This window comes from Treponema ruminis (assembly GCF_014201975.1).
Classification (GTDB): domain Bacteria; phylum Spirochaetota; class Spirochaetia; order Treponematales; family Treponemataceae; genus Treponema_D; species Treponema_D ruminis.
In genome coordinates this window covers 273645-289851 of sequence record NZ_JACHFQ010000001.1, presented here as the reverse complement: position 1 = coordinate 289851, position 16207 = coordinate 273645, and the positions used below count along the sequence as shown (strand labels likewise).

The window sequence follows — 16207 nt, the reverse complement described above, 5'->3', positions numbered from 1 at the left end:
GAGGCATTTATGTTTTTCAAGAAATTACTTCCTTTAATTATTGCCGCTTCTTTGTTTAGCGCCTGTTCAGACTTTTCTTCGGACAATTCTCCTGCCGAAGAAAAAACGATGACAGAATCTTCTTCAAACGAAGTTTCTCTCAAAATCAATTTTGACAAGGCTGATGAGAGAACGGCCTTGCCACAAGTTGATACAAGTTCCCTCATTTACATCGCCCTGAGATGCAATTTCGACGAGAACACTTCAAAGATTCTTGGTGAATGGAGTTCCGAAGAAGAAATGAAGGCTAGCTCGATTGAATTTCAGACTGGAAAATATAAGTTTGACCTTATCGCAATGAACAGTGGTGTTGCATTGTATGACACACGGACAGCAGAAATCAAAGCTGGTGTAAACAGCCTGAGTTTTACGCCTAAATTGCAGATAGTCGATTTTTCTAATGGAACCGGAAGCCTCAATGTAAAAATCTCTTTTGATGGCACAAACGTCAAGAAAGTAACAGGCGGACTTTACGACCTCGACGGCGAAGCGTGCCCAGGCTACAACGATGAAGAACTTGAAATTGCAAGCGGCGGCGAATGCACCTATTCAAAAACTGGTGAGAATGCAATTAACGCTGGAAACTATATCGTAATCTTTAAGTTCTATGCGGATGAAGCAAAAACAAAGCAGCTTGGCAGTTACCGTGAGTACGCTTCAATTGCTGGCGGTTTGACAAGTGTTTCTAGCTGCCAGGTTTCTTCTCTTGCATCGCTTTACAACATTGAATACGAGCTGGACGGCGGAGTTTTCAAGGGCAGCTATACCGCTCCTGGAAACTACACGAGACGCAACCCTACAATCACTCTTCCAAAAGCCGAAAACATTGCCAAAGCAAATAATCAGTTCGGCGGATGGTATGACAATCAGGATTTTAACGGTGAGGCAATAACAGAAATACCTTCAGGTTCTACGGGAAACAAAAAATTCTATGCAAAATGGCTTGAAGAAGCAACAATTGTTTTCAATCTGAATGGCAAAGGAAGCATGGATGAGACAAGAAAATCTTTGACTGTTCTCAAAGGTTCAATAGCACTCATTCCTCCGTCAAGCGAACTTAAAATCATCAATCCAACTGATTCTTATTTCCACGGCTGGAGTATAAAATCTAGCTCTCAAACTGTTGAGTACGACGATTGGGATCAGATAACAGTAAATGAAAACACCACTCTTTACGCAGTTTGGGCGGTCACGTCGATTGACCCAAAAGATAAGACAGACAAAAAAGATTATGACGGTGACGGTCTTACCGATTACGAGGAAGTTTACATATATCATACAGACCCTTCCAGCAAGGACACAGACGGTGATGGCTGGACGGACTATGAAGAACGGGAACTTTACGCCGAAAACACTAAAATGTTCAGTCCTCTCATTGCAGACACTCCAGACCTCAAAGTCTACATTATAGGGGAACCTAGCGTAAGCTACTCATATTCAATTGGTAAAAGCGATACTGATACCGTAAATGAAAGCATGAGCGGTGGAAACACGGGAAGCAGCAGCTCTTCGAAGGCTAGCACAACCTCTGAGTCAGCGACAAGTCAGTGGAGCGAAAAATTTGGTGGTTCCAAGACTATTGGACTTAAGTCTGGTTTTGAAATCCACGGAGAAGTTGGAAAAACTAACACCGAAACAAACGGTGATTCCTATACTTATTCACAGAGTCAGAGTGAAGGCTGGTCAAAGAACTGGTCGAACGGAAAAACCAAAAGTGAAACCCGCACAAAGACCCTTACAGCCGCTTCAATCAAAGTGCCTATAAAACTCAAAAACCCAAGTGCAATCTCATACAACATAAGGAGCGTGACCCTATCGATTAGCCGGCTCGCAAACAATTCCGTACGCGCTTCTGGTCCTGTGGCAACGATTCAGAAAACCGATATCGGAGTCCTAGCCCCTGGCGGTGAAACCGGAGCTTTCGATATTAGCGCAACTCTTCCGAACACTGATGTCGGCACGGAGCTTGAAAAAGTTTTGAAGTATTCAGACGGTCTCAAAGTTGAAATTGTCGGATACACAATCACTGCGTTCAAGAGCGGTTCTAATATTGCGAATGACTTTACACATGAGCTGACAAAAGTAAAGGCAAAGACTGCTTCGGTCTACATTGATTGCGGAAAAGACAGCGGTCGCTCTCCAGAACTTTACAATGTTTCTGTAAAAAACCTTTACAATCCTCATGCTTCAAGCCTTGAAGACTTATACAAACCACTTACCCTCAAATATATTTTTGACAATGTTCTTAATCTTACGGAAAACTCTGCTTCGGGTTATGAACTTACTGACACAGGTTTCATAAAGTCAATTCACGGAGTTTCCAATAAGTCAGATTTGAAAAATGGCGCATGGTATGTAGGCATTAAGACCATCAAAGACGACAAGAAATGGATGTACCTTTATACGCCACACGCTGATGACCACGAAAAATTAGAAGACATAGTGGTTAAGGCTGGCGACTCAGTTTCCATAATCTACGATGTAGATAAGGACGAAGACTGTCTTTTGCGTAACGAAGAGCTTTTGCACGGCACAAGCGACGACAATAAAGACACTGACGGTGACGGACTTACCGATTACGAAGAAATTTACGGCTGGTTCAAGTCTGGCATAGGGCTTGTTGACACTTACTCAGAATCAAACAAGGTCTATACAAACCCGCGTCTCAAAGACACCGACGGCGATGACTATGTTGATTACAAGGCCTCTTCTGATAGCACAGAAACGCAAGACGCAGACCCAATGAAAACCAAATACAACACGGATACATCTTTGAAATCCGGCAAGTATTCTTTGGACGGCACTAATTTCACTTCTTTTGATGTGTCAAAAGTTGCTCCAGATAATGCGTTTGATACAGTTTACAAAGATTCCATTTATTTCGATATTGAGGCGAAAAATCCTTTGGCAATAATTGAAATAAGCACAGACAATGTAAAGTTTGTTGAACTAAAAAAAACCGACAAAATAGTTCCCAAAATTGGAGTAAATAATATCTATGTAAAATGCAAGGTTCCGAATGGGCCGAGTACCTATGCGGAAAAAGTATACCAATATGCATATAAATCAGATTTCGCTAATTTAAGTAATATTCAATATAAATTTAATGCAGACGGAGAAACGATATTCACATGGGACCAGTATATAGACAGTCGGGCGGAAATGGATAATTCCGGCTATGTTCTTGCATGTTCTCGTGGTGGGCTCATGATGCCTAAGTATGACAGATCTGTAAACGCCGTGGCTCAGAAGGAATTAAAGGATACTGATTCTCAAACAAAAGAGATTTTCTTTGTAAAACTGTCGAAAGAAACTCTTAAAACAGGCTTGTATAAGGTAAAACTTGCACCAGATACTAAGTATAATTTTACTCTGTGGGCTTACACAGGTAATTTTAATTCAAAAAGTCTTACCTGGCTTACAGATAAAACAACCGGAAAATCTTCTGAAGCCACACTGGTTTTCTGGGCACATTACATTGAAGATTTGGAAGATCATGACGCAGGATATGATTCGAGATATTACTGGACCTTCCAAGAATCAGAGTCAATTTTTGGGCTTAAAGTTTTGAATCTAGATCGAGACAGTAGCAAAGATATGGATGTTAAAGATGAAAAGTACTGGGAATTTGGTGGTAACGACAGACGAGACAAATCAAATCCGCCTATACCATTCTCAAGCACATCCAAGAGCTTTTCGAAGAACTTTAGCAGAAATGCGGACCACGACTTTACGATTTGGTTTACAGCTAATGAAAGAGATGCTTCTACTGATGATGATCATCTTGGAACTGAAAAGGCAGTATTCCATTACGATCATTACAGTGACACATGGACTTGCAAATGCAAAATAAGCCACCACGGAGATTCCAAACAATGTTATGAGGACAACCATAGTTATACCCTCGGTGCTGGACAGCGTTCAGAAAATTGCCGCATGGATGTTCGGTGCCCTGAAAATGGTGAGGTACGGTTCAGATGGGACTGGAGCTGGGATTACAAGGAAAAATAACATTAGAGGAAACGGCTTATGAAAATAAAGAAAACAATTGCACTGCTTACGGCTCTTTTTGCCCTGCTGGTTTCTTGTTCAGATGAATTTTTGAGCAAGGAAGAATCCTCTGGTAATGGCGGCAAGGCGGTTACGATTAAACTCTCGATGGATAATGGCAGCTCGCGCACGGCTCTGCCAGAAGTCAATATTGAGAGTCTTTCATATCTTATTCTCCGCTATTCAGATTCAAATGATTCTGAAAGCAAAAACATTATCGGAGAGTGGAACAGTGTTGCTGAAATGACGGCAAAATCACTGAGCTTCACGACAGGAACATACACATTCTCATTCTATGCCACAAACGGAGCATCTGTTTTTACCGACACAAAAGAATATGAAATAAAGGAAGGCGAAAACAACCTTTACTTTACTCCTAAACTGAGCATCACCGGAACGGAAAACAACGGAAAGGGAAACCTTGAGATTACGATGAACTGCAGTCCGATGAAGGGAACGGAACAGGTTATCAATCTTGTGACCTGCGCCCTCTACACGCTTGAAGGAAATATAGTCCCCGGCTGTAGCGAGACAGCTCTTGATTTTACTTCGGCAGGAAAATGCAAATACTCAAAGAATGACATTCAGAGCGGAATCTATGTCGCAGTTTTCAGGTTCTTCGGCGATACCGAAAAAACACTTCCTCTCGCAACTTACCGTGAATATGCGTCAATTGCCAATGGCTTTACGAGCAAGTCAACATGTACTCTAAGTTCAACAAGCGAAATCTTCTCGATAAACTATGAGCTTAACGACGGTCAATTTGCAGAAGGCTACACAACTCGTGGTTCATACACAAGAAAAGGCGAAGAAATTCTTCTTCCCAAAGAAGAAAATATCTCAAATACAGTCGGAAACAGAGAGTATAAGTTTTACGGCTGGTATGACAATCCAGAATTTGAAGGACCGGCCGTAACTTCAATTCCTGCTGGCTCAACGGGCGACAAAACTTTCTATGCAAAATGGCGCAAAGTCCTGACAATTACCTTTGTCAAAAATGACGGGGACGACACTCAGAAAACTCAGAACGTCTTGGAAGGAGAGCCTGTCGCTCTTGAAACTTTGGAAAAACTTGGATTTGCAGGTTCAAAAAAATTCTTAGGCTGGATACAGCGTCAAAATGCTCAGTCAACAGAAGAAACGACTCTTTACGGAGACGGAGACCCTGTTACAATCTATGATGATTCGATTTTCTATGCCACATGGGGAGCACTCGACATAGAAGCGGATAAAACAAAAGATACAGATGGTGATGGGCTTACCGATTACGAAGAAATCGAAATCTATCATACAGACCCAGCAAGCAAGGACACGGACGGTGACGGCTGGACGGACAAGGAAGAACTGAGCCTTTACAACGAAAACACAAAAACTTTCAGTCCTCTCATTGCTGATATTCCTAAGCTTGACATTGCAATCTCCGGTGAGCCAACGATTGAGTACAAGTTTACGAGCGGCACTTCTGAGGGCGACTCAGTAAGCGAAAGCATATCGGGAGGCTCTAGCGGAAGCCAGTCAAATTCAAAGTCCAACGCACACTCTCATTCACAAACCTACACATGGAGCGAAAAAGTTTCTGTAAAGCTATCACACGAATGTAGCGTAACGAAAGGTCCGAGTTTCGGCCTTACAATAGGCGGAGAACAGTCTTATGATCGCAAATCAACAAACGGAGACTCACGCACATATTCAGAAAGCCAGAGCGATGGCTGGTCTAAGTCCTGGTCGAACGGAAAGAGCAAAAGTTCTGGCAAATCAAAGACAGTTTCGGGCGGAACGCTGACAATTCCTATAAAATTCAAAAACCCAGGAAATATAGCCTATACGATAAAGAATGCCACGATAAGCATTTACCGCATTCCGACAAACAAGGCCGTTCCACATGAAATGACCTCAACCGTAGCAGGCTCTTATAACATAACGCTTGCTCCGGGTGAAGAAACAAGAGAATACAACCTTGTGGCGACTTTTTCTAATCCCGATAAGATTGAGCAGCTTTTGAAGTACTCAAACGGATTTTTTGTAAGTCTTGCGGCCTACAATATCACAATGATCAAGGATAAAAATTCGGCACTAAGGGTTAATGACTTCACGGAAGCACTCACGGAAGTAAATGCAAAGACAGCCACAATTTACATTGATTGGGGCCTTAATAGCGGACGCACACCAAAGACATACAATGTCGCAGTCAAAAGCCTTTACAATACAAAGGCAACCGGGCTTGACGACCAGTATAAGAAAACTTCTCTGGAATATGTCCTGAAGAAAATTCTAAAGGTGCCGGAATCTGAAGGAAACGGCTATACCATCGGTCAAAGAGGCCTCATAAATTCCTTTTACGGAATCAAGAACAATAGTGCTCCAAGAGATGGAATCTGGCTCATAGGTCACACAAGACCCCTAAGTTCCGAGGAAAAGCATGTTGATTTTTACAGCACCCCATACTCCGACCAGAAAATGAGCGATATCATACTCCAAGCTGGAGATGAAATCTCAATAATCTATACAGTGGATAGTGACGGTGACGGTGTGCCACTCCATGAAGAGAGTCTCAGAAATACAAGCGACGAAAAAGCTGACACTGATGGGGATGGAATCAACGACTACGATGAGATTCACGGCTGGTATAAAGAAAATCTCGACTCAACGAAATACAGCCCGGAAAACAAGGTCTACACAAACCCTGCTTTAAGAGACTCGGACGGAGACGGTAAACCTGACTATCAGGATTCAGACCCGATGATGCCAGAACTCAGCAACGATGCAACTCTTAAAACAATAAGCTATTCAACAAAGGCAAACGCAAGTTTCAGCGAAATCAAAATCAGCACGGCGGAAACAACTGAGGTTACTGTGCCGGGTACTGTCGAGGCAGCCTATATTTATCTTGATGCTCAGTCAACACAGCTTTTTACGGAAGTAAAGTACAGTCTTACTGGGACAGAGTTCGCAGTCTTGAAGAAGGACACTGCGATTCCACTCAAAATTGGACAGAACAAAGTGTACTTAAAATGCATAGCCCCTGATGAAAGGACGGAAAAAGAATACACAGTAAATGTCAATTCCAACTTCCTTCCGCTCGAAAAGTTCTCAATGAATGTCGGCGACAGCAAAAACAATGGTGTTTCTGGAGAGGTATCGTTTTCTTGGAATCGTTACACGGATGACCGTTGTGACGCTGAAAAATATAACGGAGGCTATCTTCTCTACATCAAAAGAGAATATTCTGCAAAAGAGTTTGACCCTCCGATTGAAGATGCCAGAAACACGATAACGACTAAACTGACTACAGATTTTACAGGCAAAACTCTTAAGGATAAAAAAGAATTTGTCTTCAGGCTGGATAATAAATACTTACAGGATGGTGGCTTTGCGTTCACTCTTCTGCCAGGAAAGTATTACAGCATTTACTTGTATGCCTTCACAGGAAGCAATTATAGAGATACCTATAAATACAAGTGCCTTGTCTCAAAAAATATCCAGACACCTAAAAGCGCTAAAGGAAAACTCACATTCTACGCCCATTATGTTGAAGATGTACGTGATCCGAGAGAATCGCATGTAGGGTCATATTACTGGACTATAACAGACACTTCCAATATTGGAATTTCGGCCTGTGCGCTTAACAAAAAGGATACAAAGAAATGGGATTCTCAAAGTGATACAAAGCCAAAATACTACGCATTTGGTGATAGTGTAAATAAGTTCCACACTGCTTATTCACGGCCTTTAAAATTTTCTGAGAACACAAAAAAAATTACTGGTGAATTTTCCCGATATGATAATTCAAGCTTCTCTGTTACTTGGTGTTGTAAAGACGATATCTTTTCTGTAGGAATAATCAAAACAGAATTTTACCATTCAGCTGAGAAAGATGAGTGGACTTGTAAATGTTTTTTGACGGAGCTAGGGATCGATTCAAAGAACGAATTACAAGAAGAATTTACAATAAAAAGCGGCCAGCGATCTGAAGGGAAAAAATGGGTTATTCATAAAAACGATTACGAAGGCAAAAACAATTTACCTTGGATTGAGTTCAACTGGGATTTAGGCTGGGATTACGAAGAAGAGTAACCAGCAATAATCATAAATTATTTTAAAGGAGGCTCATATGAGCAAATTTTCAAAAACACTGGCAGTAATTTCTGCCCTTGCAATTTTCATCGCAGGCTTTACATCTTGCAAAAACAACGACGATGATGACGACAACAAAACCCCAGCAGTAAACACAGGCTTCGAGGGAAAGTATTTTAATGTGCACGTCATCAATAAATTGAAAACCGGTGCGTACAGTGAGAATACAATTCCGTACGCACAATGTTCCGTCGAGGAAATCATCTTCAACTCAGACGGCTCCGGAACTTATAAAGTTGTGCATGAGGAATACGATGGAGAAGAAGGATCATGTTCAACAACTATCATTTCTGAATACATTGCTTATACAAAATCAGACTCGTCATTAAAATTCAAGCTTAATGACTATGGTGAATTGGAGTTCACTATTGAGTCTGATGATAAACTGTCTGGTAACGGAAGAACCTATGAAAAATACGAAATAGAAGAAATCTATGCCTATGTAAATATGACTGGTATGAGCAATGATGATACTTCAAGCAAAAAAGTAACAAGTAAAGCCATCATTTTAGGAAAAGACGGCTCAGCCTTTATAAGAAACATTGAGTCTGGTTTTGTATCTTTCGCTAGGGAACCAACTATTGAGACTCAAGACATACCTGGAACATACAAAAAAGAAGGAAAAAGCTTCACTTTCACAGGAGAAAAATCAAATACTGTAATAACAGGAAAATTTTCTGAAAGCGATGGCCGAACATATTTAAAAATTGGCGAAGAAAAATATCGCAAGCTCTAATTCCCTCTTCGTATGAAAATAAACGAGAAAGCAGGAAGCAAATTCCTGCTTTTTTTTATCATCTGCAAGTATTTTATTACAGAATTATAGTATTCTTGCGCTGATTTCAGGGGCTGTAATTTACCAAGCGGCTCAAAAAATGCTAAATTAGACTGATGACCATCCAGCAGGCAAAAATCTACGGAAAAAACGAACTTACTTCTTCTCCAAGCCCCGAGCTTGATGTGGCGGTTTTGCTTCAGCATATTACCGGCTTTGACAAAACGCACCTGCTTTTGAACCGTGATTATGAATTGACTTCGGAGCAGGAAGGGGATTTTCAGTCTGCGATAGAAAGGCGAAAGACCGGCTTCCCGATTGCCTACATCACCGGTCACAAGGAATTTTTCGGGCTGGATTTTTACGTTACGCCCGATGTTTTAATCCCCAAGCCTGACACGGAACTTTTAGTAGAACTTGCACTTGACGCTCTTGAAGACAAATTCCGGGCAAAGCCTGATATGATTCCGACCGTATGCGACATGTGCACAGGAAGTGGATGTGTTGCTTTGTCTATCGCCAAAGCAAGTGAGAAATTAGCAGGTAGCAATGAGCAGCTGGAAAATCAGCGTGCTGAAATAAAATTTACCCTCGTTGATATTAGTGAGAAAGCACTGGTAGTAGCACGAAAGAATGCCGAGCGACTTCTAGGGACGAGTGAAACGATGTCCCGAAAAGGATCGGACGAGCGAAACAATGTCCAGTCTTCAGGAGGACGAGCGAAGCAAAGTCCCGAAAATACTTTCCGCTTTCCACTTTCCACTTTCCACTTTATCCGCTCGAATCTTTTTGAGAACGTGTTGCCGACTTTCGACTTAATTGTGACTAATCCGCCTTATGTGCCTCATTCGGAGTCGGTGGAGCTTTTGAAGGACGGACGGAGCGAACCCCTTCTTGCCCTTGACGGCGATGTTGACTTGGACGGCAAGCCGAGCGGAAGTGACGACGGACTTGGGCTTATCCGCCATCTTGTGCCCCAGTGCTGGGAACACTTGAACAGGAACGGCGTTCTGATTATGGAAACCGGCGAGTACAACGCGGAAGAGACGGCAGAGCTTTTTAAGCAGGCTGGATTTCGCAACGTAAGAATAGAATACGACATGAATGAAATGATGAGAGATGTCGTGGGAGTAAAATAGATGACCCCTTTGGAAAAATACTACAACAAATTCAAGGAAGACCACCGGCTGACCACGCGGCATGGAATTGTGGAATTTACGGTTTCGATGAAGCATATCCACGACTGCATTGAGCTTGTACGCGCCGGACGGGAAAATTCTTCGGTCAAGCTGCTTGATGTCGGGGCTGGGACCGGGCGCTATTCCGTTGCGCTGGCCCGCGAAGGCTTTGACGTGACTGCGGTTGAACTTGTTGCCCATAATCTTGAGATTTTACGGGGCAAGCACGAAAACGTGAAGAGCTGGCAGGGCGATGCGCGGGACTTGCATTTTTTGCCGGACGAAACTTTCGACGTGACCCTACTTTTTGGCCCCATGTATCATCTTCACTCGGATGAAGAGCGTGGGGCGGCTTTGAGTGAGGCAAAACGGGTCACAAAAAAAGGCGGATTTATCCTTGTCGCCTACCTGATGAACGAATATGCGGTTTTAAGCTACTGTTTCCGCGAAGGAAAAATCAAGGAAGTGCTGGCAAAAGGCACGCTGACGGCTGATTTCCACACAATTACAAACATCAACGACGACTTGTACAGCTACACACGCCTTGAAGACACGGCTCGCCTGAACGAAAAGGCGGGGCTTGAGCGGGTAAAGATTTTTGCCCCGGACGGAGCGGCGGATTACATGAGGCGGGAACTTAACGCGCTGGACGAAGAAAGTTTCGCGCATTTTATAGAATATCAGATGGCGGTGTGTGAGCGCCCTGATTTGCTGGGGGCAAGCTCTCACACGGTGGATGTGCTGAGGAAAAATTAAATAATTCAGAAAATTATCAAGGAAACGCCCACACGGATGTGGGCAAAAGCAAGTTGACCCGCAAGAATTTTAGACCGTAGAGCGGTCTAAAATTCTTGTCACGACAGGATGTCGATCATTTCCCTAAAATAGTGATTTTCAATTCTGGCCTCGTTCATGAATTCTCCGAACGAGGCATATTTTTTGCCCTGGAAGCGCTCGCCGAAGACGATTAAGTCGTTGCCCTTGTCATCGCGGTCATAGGTGAGGTTGTAATTCTTTCCGTGGTAAGAGAATTCAAATTCCTTCTTCGTGTTTATCAGAAAAATCAAATCGTCTTTTGTCATTTTTTCAATTTCTCGCTGATTTTTGCCGCTACTTTCTCTCCGTCCATTGCCGAGCTTCCGATGCCGCCTGAATAGCCTGAGCCTTCGCCGCTTGGGTAGAGGTTTGCGATTCCCTCGCACTCCAGGCTTTCCTTGCTGCGGACGATTCTGACCGGCGTTGAGGTGCGGGTTTCGCTTGCTATCAAAAGTGCGTCGTCACAGATGAAGCCGTGCATGTTCTTGTCGAAGTCCTTGAAGCCCTGTGCCAGTCTTGAACTGATTTCTTCAGGGAGCCACTGGTCGAGGCGGCTTGCGACTATTCCCGGCTTGTAGCTTGTTTCCGGCAATTCTGTTGAATCTTTGTGACTTAAAAAATCCGTGAGTTTTTGTGCCGGAGCGAACTGTCCCCGGCCGTTTTTTAACGTTTCTTCTTCGAGCCAGGTTCGCCAGTAAAGGCCTGCCAGGGCAGGGCAGCCGTCTTTTTGTGCCTGTTCGCGGAATTTTTCTGGAATGTCTTCCGGGCGGCGTTCAACTACGATTGCCGCGTTGCTCCACTGGCTGTTTCGGCCGGAAGCTGACATGCCGTTGATTACGATTTGATTTTCTGCCGTTGCGCATGGAACGACGTAGCCGCCCGGGCACATGCAGAAGCTGTAAACGCCGCGGTCTTCGACCTGAGTTGTGAGCCTGTATTCCGCAGCCTGTGGCATTGTCTTTCCGTGGAACTGAATTGAGTCGATGAGGGCGCGTGGATGTTCGACCCGCACTCCGACTGCGAAAGTTTTTGCTTCGAGGCTGGCTGGCGAGATTTTTGCAAGCATCTGGTAGATGTCGACTGCGGAATGTCCTGTCGCAAGAATTACAGCGTCTCCTGTGAGGGATTTTTCTTCGCCGGAACGAAGGTTTTTAATTTTAACGCCTTTTGCCGTTGCATTTTCAACGATTAAATCAGTGCAGAGGGTGTCGAAGTGGAATTCTCCGCCGAGTTCGATGATTTTATTGCGCATTCCGCTGATGATTTCTGGCAGTTTGTCCGTGCCGATATGGGGATGTGCGTCCGTCATGATTTTTTCCGGGGCACCGAATTCAACGAAAATGCGGTAGATTTTACCGATGTCGCCGCGCTTGTTGCTTCTTGTGTAAAGCTTTCCGTCTGAGAATGTGCCGGCTCCGCCTTCACCAAAGCAGAAATTTGACTGGGCGTTGAGTTTTCCTGATTTTTCAAGTTCTTCGACGTCGCCCTTGCGTTCATCTGTGCAGCTTCCGCGTTCGATAACTACAGGCTTGATTCCGTCTTCGAGCAGGCGGAAGGCAGCGTAAAGACCAGCCGGTCCTGAGCCTACGATGATGACCTGATGCTTTCCGTCTGCCTTTTTCCAGACCGGGAGCATTTCTCCGTCTCCGTTCGGCTTTTCACCGATGTAAACTTTGTATCTGAGCAGGATTTTTATCTGTCCGTGGCGTGCGTCAATCGATTTTTTTACAAAAACAGAAATGACTTCTTCTTTTGGAGCGCGGATTCCCTTTTTTTCAAGTGCGCGCAGGATTTCTGAGTCAATCAGCTTCTGATTTTTTTCGTCATTTGGCTTGACGGTAATCGAAATGTCTGTAGTCATGCTTTTAATTATAGTAAAAAAAATCTGGGAAGTCTCCCCCTCTTTTGCAATCAGCCGCAGCGGAAGACTTTTCTTTCATCACTTTTCAGGAATTTGTAATTTAGTATGATTTTAATTGTAACAAAAGGGATATAAAATTCGTAAAAGGAAAAAATTCACAAAAAAAATTTGACAAAGGGAAAAAACTGAAACATAATGAGAAAAAAGAGTATGGAAACGTTTCCAAAATAAATAAAAGAGGAACCTTTCCCCACCCATCGCTAACAATTTTAGTTTTTAAAAGGAGTTCATCATGAAAAAATTGAACAAAATCGCATCAGTCATCGCTGGTGGCATGATGCTTGCTGGAACTGCAGGATTATTCACATCTTGTGGTGCAAAAAAAGCTGCTACAGTCCGCTTCCTCAACTTCAAGCCAGAGGTAACTGAGCAGTACAAAACACTGGCTGCCGAGTACGAAAAGGCAACAGGTGTAAAAGTCATCGTTGAGACTGCCGCAAACAACTCTTACGAGCAGACCCTCATGTCAAAAATGGCTACAAAAGAAGCTCCGACTCTCTTCCAGATTAACGGACCAAAAGGTTATGCACGCTGGAAGGATTACTGTGCTGACCTCAAAAATACTGACCTTTACAAACATTTGAGCGACAAATCAATCGCAGTTTCTGTTGGCGACGGTGTTTACGGAATCCCATACGCTATCGAAGGCTACGGAATCATTTACAACAAGGCCCTCACAGACAAATATTTTGCCCTCGCAGAGAAGGCTACAAGCTACAGCAGCATGGACGAAATCAACAATTTTGCAAAACTCAAGGAAATTGTTGTTGACATGCAGAAAAACGCTGAAAAGCTCGGAATCAAAGGTGTTTTCGCTTCAACATCACTCAAAGCCGGAGAAGACTGGCGCTGGCAGACACACCTCGCAAACCTTCCTGTTTACTATGAATTCAAAACAAACAAAACTGACCTTGCATCAGATGCTACAAACAAAATCGACTTCTCATTTGGTGACAACTTCCGCAATATCCTCGACTTGTATCTTGACTATTCTGTAGTTGACCGCAAAACTGTAGGTACAAAAACAGTTGTTGATTCAATGTCTGAGTTCGCTCTTGAAAACTGTGTTATGGTTCAGAACGGAAACTGGGCTTGGGGACAGATTGCAGGCGTTCAGGGAAACAAAGTTCTTCCAGAGAACGTAAAATATCTTCCTATTTACACAGGTGCTGACGGAGAAGAATCTCAGGGCTTGTGCGTTGGTACAGAAAACTTCTTCTCTATCAACTCAACAGCTTCAGAGGCTGAGCAGAAAGCTGCCGCAGACTTCGTTTACTGGATGTTCTCTAGCGACATGGGCAAAAACTATGTCACAAACGAATTCCACTTCATTGCTCCGTTCGACACATTCTCTGAAACAGAGCGCCCGACTGACCCATTGGCAAAAGAAGTTATCGCATGGACTTCAAAACCTGGAATCAATTCTGTACCTTGGAACTTCACTTTGTTCCCGTCACAGAAATTCAAGGATGACTTTGGCGCATCTTTGCTCCGCTACGCTCAGGGTTCAAAAGAATGGAGCGCAGTTGCTTCAGAAGTTGCTTCAAGCTGGGCAAAAGAAAGCGCAGCTGCTCAATAATATAGTAAAATAAATAAAAAGGAGTCGGTTGTATGAGAAAGTCTATAAGATATTTTCCAATTTTCGTACTTCCGACCCTGCTTGCGTTCACATTGTTTTTTGTCGTTCCGTTTTTGATGGGCATTGGTTTGTCATTCACGAAATTCACTACGGTCACGAATGCAAAATGGGTCGGTTTTGAAAACTACATTAAGGCTTTTACCTTTGATAAGGAATTCCTTCATGCTTTAGCTTTCACTTCTATGTTCACCCTTGTTTCGATGATTACGGTAAACGTGTTTTCATTTGCCCTTGCCCTCATGCTTGTCCGCAAGCTGCGTGGAACGACTTTCTTCCGCTCGGTCTTCTTCCTTCCGAACCTGATCGGCGGAATCGTACTGGGATATATCTGGAACCTGATGATTAACGGCGTCCTTTCAAAGTTCGGCGTTGACATCACTTTTAAGACTGAATACGGCTTCTGGGGTCTGGTCGTGCTTACAAACTGGCAGCTCATCGGCTACATGATGGTAATTTACATCGCCGGTTTGCAAAACGTACCTGACGAACTTCTGGAAGCGGCACAAATTGACGGAGCTTCGCCGCTTACGACTTTGTTTAAGGTCAAGCTCCCGATTGTAATGCCTTCCGTAACGATTTGTATGTTCCTTACTCTGGCCAACACATTTAAGATGTTCGACCAGAACCTGGCCCTCACAGCGGGTGCACCGGAAAATACGACTGAAATGCTGGCCCTCAACATTTACAACACTTTCTATGGTCGCGTAGGCTGGCAGGGCGTCGGTCAGGCTAAGGCGGTAGTTTTCTTCCTTATCGTTGCACTGATTGCCTTCCTTCAGCTCAAACTGACTTCAAGAAAGGAGATTGAACAATGAAAAAAAACAGACTTCCTTTGATGAATACTTTCCTTTTCGATTTTCTTGTTCTTCTGTCAGTTTTGTTTTTCGTGCCGATCGGACTGGTTTTCATCAATTCCTTTAAGTCGCGGCTTTTCATCTCTAGCAATCCATTTGCACTTCCAAAAGGAGAGATGTTTGTCGGCTTGTCGAATTATATCGCCGGTCTTTCAACTGCGGGATTCTTTCAGGCATTTTTGCGCTCGGCTTTCATAACTTTGATGTCTGTGGGCCTGATTCTGGTCTGCACTTCGATGACATCTTGGTTCATTGCCCGGGTCCGCAACAAGTTTACAAAGGGACTCTACTATCTCTTTGCTTTCAGTATGATTGTTCCCTTCCAGATGGTCATGTATACGATGACTTATGTTGTGAACATGCTGAATTTCGACAATATTCTGGGTATCAATTTCGTTTACCTGGGATTTGGCGCCGGACTTTCAGTATTTATGTTCACCGGTTTCGTAAAATCAGTTCCTCTGGATTTGGAAGAGGCTGCTGAAATTGACGGTTGTAATCCTTTGCAGACTTTCTTCCTTATTATATTCCCGGTTTTAAAACCGACTACAATTACTGTGGCTATCCTCAATGCAATGTGGATTTGGAACGATTATCTTCTTCCTTATCTCGTGCTTGGAACAGATGACAAAACCGTTCCTGTTGCGATTCAGATTGCGATGCAGGGAGCCTATGGTGCAACAGATTATGGCGGATTTATGGCCATGCTTGTTCTGGCAATAATTCCGATTATCACCTTTTATCTTTTTGCTCAGAAGTATATTATTAGTGGCGTTATTTCTGGTGCCGTAAAGGGTTGAT

At 43.4% G+C, this 16207-nt stretch carries 10 protein-coding genes; 8 read left to right on the top strand and 2 right to left on the bottom strand.

The genetic code is table 11. From position 1 onward, the window contains the following. Positions 1 to 9: 9 nt before the first annotated feature. The 5 genes from HNP76_RS01090 to HNP76_RS01070 all read left to right on the top strand — a co-directional run bounded on the left by HNP76_RS01090 (position 10) and on the right by HNP76_RS01070 (position 10932). Positions 10 to 4050: an InlB B-repeat-containing protein gene (locus tag HNP76_RS01090; protein ID WP_184656591.1), complete on the top strand. Its 4041-nt coding sequence runs from the start codon at positions 10 to 12 to the stop codon at positions 4048 to 4050. A gap of 18 nt (positions 4051 to 4068) precedes the next feature. Next, positions 4069 to 8163: an InlB B-repeat-containing protein gene (locus HNP76_RS01085; RefSeq protein ID WP_184656589.1), complete on the top strand. Its 4095-nt coding sequence runs from the start codon at positions 4069 to 4071 to the stop codon at positions 8161 to 8163. A gap of 37 nt (positions 8164 to 8200) precedes the next feature. Next, entirely contained in the window at positions 8201 to 8959 is a 759-nt protein-coding gene (locus HNP76_RS01080) for a hypothetical protein (RefSeq protein WP_184656587.1), read from the top strand. A 155-nt stretch (positions 8960 to 9114) separates the two neighbouring features. Further along, positions 9115 to 10137, top strand: a complete 1023-nt coding sequence (locus tag HNP76_RS01075) for a N5-glutamine methyltransferase family protein (protein WP_184656585.1) — start codon at positions 9115 to 9117, stop codon at positions 10135 to 10137. Next, positions 10138 to 10932, top strand: coding sequence for a class I SAM-dependent methyltransferase (locus tag HNP76_RS01070; RefSeq protein ID WP_184656583.1), 795 nt, complete (start codon positions 10138 to 10140; stop codon positions 10930 to 10932). It abuts the gene before it with no gap. Positions 10933 to 11030: 98 nt separating this feature from the next. On the opposite strand, the gene HNP76_RS01065 is transcribed toward HNP76_RS01070, so the two are convergent. Continuing rightward, entirely contained in the window at positions 11031 to 11258 is a 228-nt protein-coding gene (locus tag HNP76_RS01065) for a hypothetical protein (RefSeq protein WP_184656581.1), read from the bottom strand. Beyond that, a complete protein-coding gene (locus tag HNP76_RS01060; protein ID WP_184656579.1) occupies positions 11255 to 12853 on the bottom strand; it encodes an NAD(P)/FAD-dependent oxidoreductase in 1599 nt (532 codons plus the stop codon). Before HNP76_RS01060 ends, HNP76_RS01065 begins: the two co-directional genes overlap by 4 nt. 292 nt (positions 12854 to 13145) lie before the next feature. Between HNP76_RS01060 and HNP76_RS01055 the strand changes: the two genes are divergently transcribed. From HNP76_RS01055 to HNP76_RS01045, 3 genes are read left to right on the top strand one after another with little or no spacing between them, the layout of a single operon-like run. Continuing rightward, positions 13146 to 14492, top strand: coding sequence for an ABC transporter substrate-binding protein (locus HNP76_RS01055; RefSeq protein WP_184656577.1), 1347 nt, complete (start codon positions 13146 to 13148; stop codon positions 14490 to 14492). A gap of 32 nt (positions 14493 to 14524) precedes the next feature. After that, the gene (locus tag HNP76_RS01050; RefSeq protein ID WP_184656575.1) at positions 14525 to 15367 is read left to right on the top strand and encodes a carbohydrate ABC transporter permease; all 843 of its coding nucleotides are present in this window, start codon (positions 14525 to 14527) and stop codon (positions 15365 to 15367) included. Continuing rightward, complete coding sequence (locus HNP76_RS01045; protein ID WP_184656573.1) at positions 15364 to 16206, top strand: carbohydrate ABC transporter permease; 843 nt, start codon at positions 15364 to 15366, stop codon at positions 16204 to 16206. The genes HNP76_RS01050 and HNP76_RS01045 overlap by 4 nt, the downstream gene beginning before the upstream one ends. Position 16207: the final 1 nt, after the last annotated feature.

Excerpts from the sequence above, each read along its gene's own strand:
- HNP76_RS01090 (WP_184656591.1), top strand. The coding sequence starts at position 10 with ATGTTTTTCAAGAAATTACTTCCTTTAATTATTGCCGCTTCTTTGTTT.
- HNP76_RS01085 (WP_184656589.1), top strand. The coding sequence starts at position 4,069 with ATGAAAATAAAGAAAACAATTGCACTGCTTACGGCTCTTTTTGCCCTG.
- HNP76_RS01080 (WP_184656587.1), top strand. The coding sequence starts at position 8,201 with ATGAGCAAATTTTCAAAAACACTGGCAGTAATTTCTGCCCTTGCAATT.
- HNP76_RS01075 (WP_184656585.1), top strand. The coding sequence starts at position 9,115 with ATGACCATCCAGCAGGCAAAAATCTACGGAAAAAACGAACTTACTTCT.
- HNP76_RS01070 (WP_184656583.1), top strand. The coding sequence starts at position 10,138 with ATGACCCCTTTGGAAAAATACTACAACAAATTCAAGGAAGACCACCGG.
- HNP76_RS01065 (WP_184656581.1), bottom strand. The coding sequence starts at position 11,258 with ATGACAAAAGACGATTTGATTTTTCTGATAAACACGAAGAAGGAATTT.
- HNP76_RS01060 (WP_184656579.1), bottom strand. The coding sequence starts at position 12,853 with ATGACTACAGACATTTCGATTACCGTCAAGCCAAATGACGAAAAAAAT.
- HNP76_RS01055 (WP_184656577.1), top strand. The coding sequence starts at position 13,146 with ATGAAAAAATTGAACAAAATCGCATCAGTCATCGCTGGTGGCATGATG.
- HNP76_RS01050 (WP_184656575.1), top strand. The coding sequence starts at position 14,525 with ATGAGAAAGTCTATAAGATATTTTCCAATTTTCGTACTTCCGACCCTG.
- HNP76_RS01045 (WP_184656573.1), top strand. The coding sequence starts at position 15,364 with ATGAAAAAAAACAGACTTCCTTTGATGAATACTTTCCTTTTCGATTTT.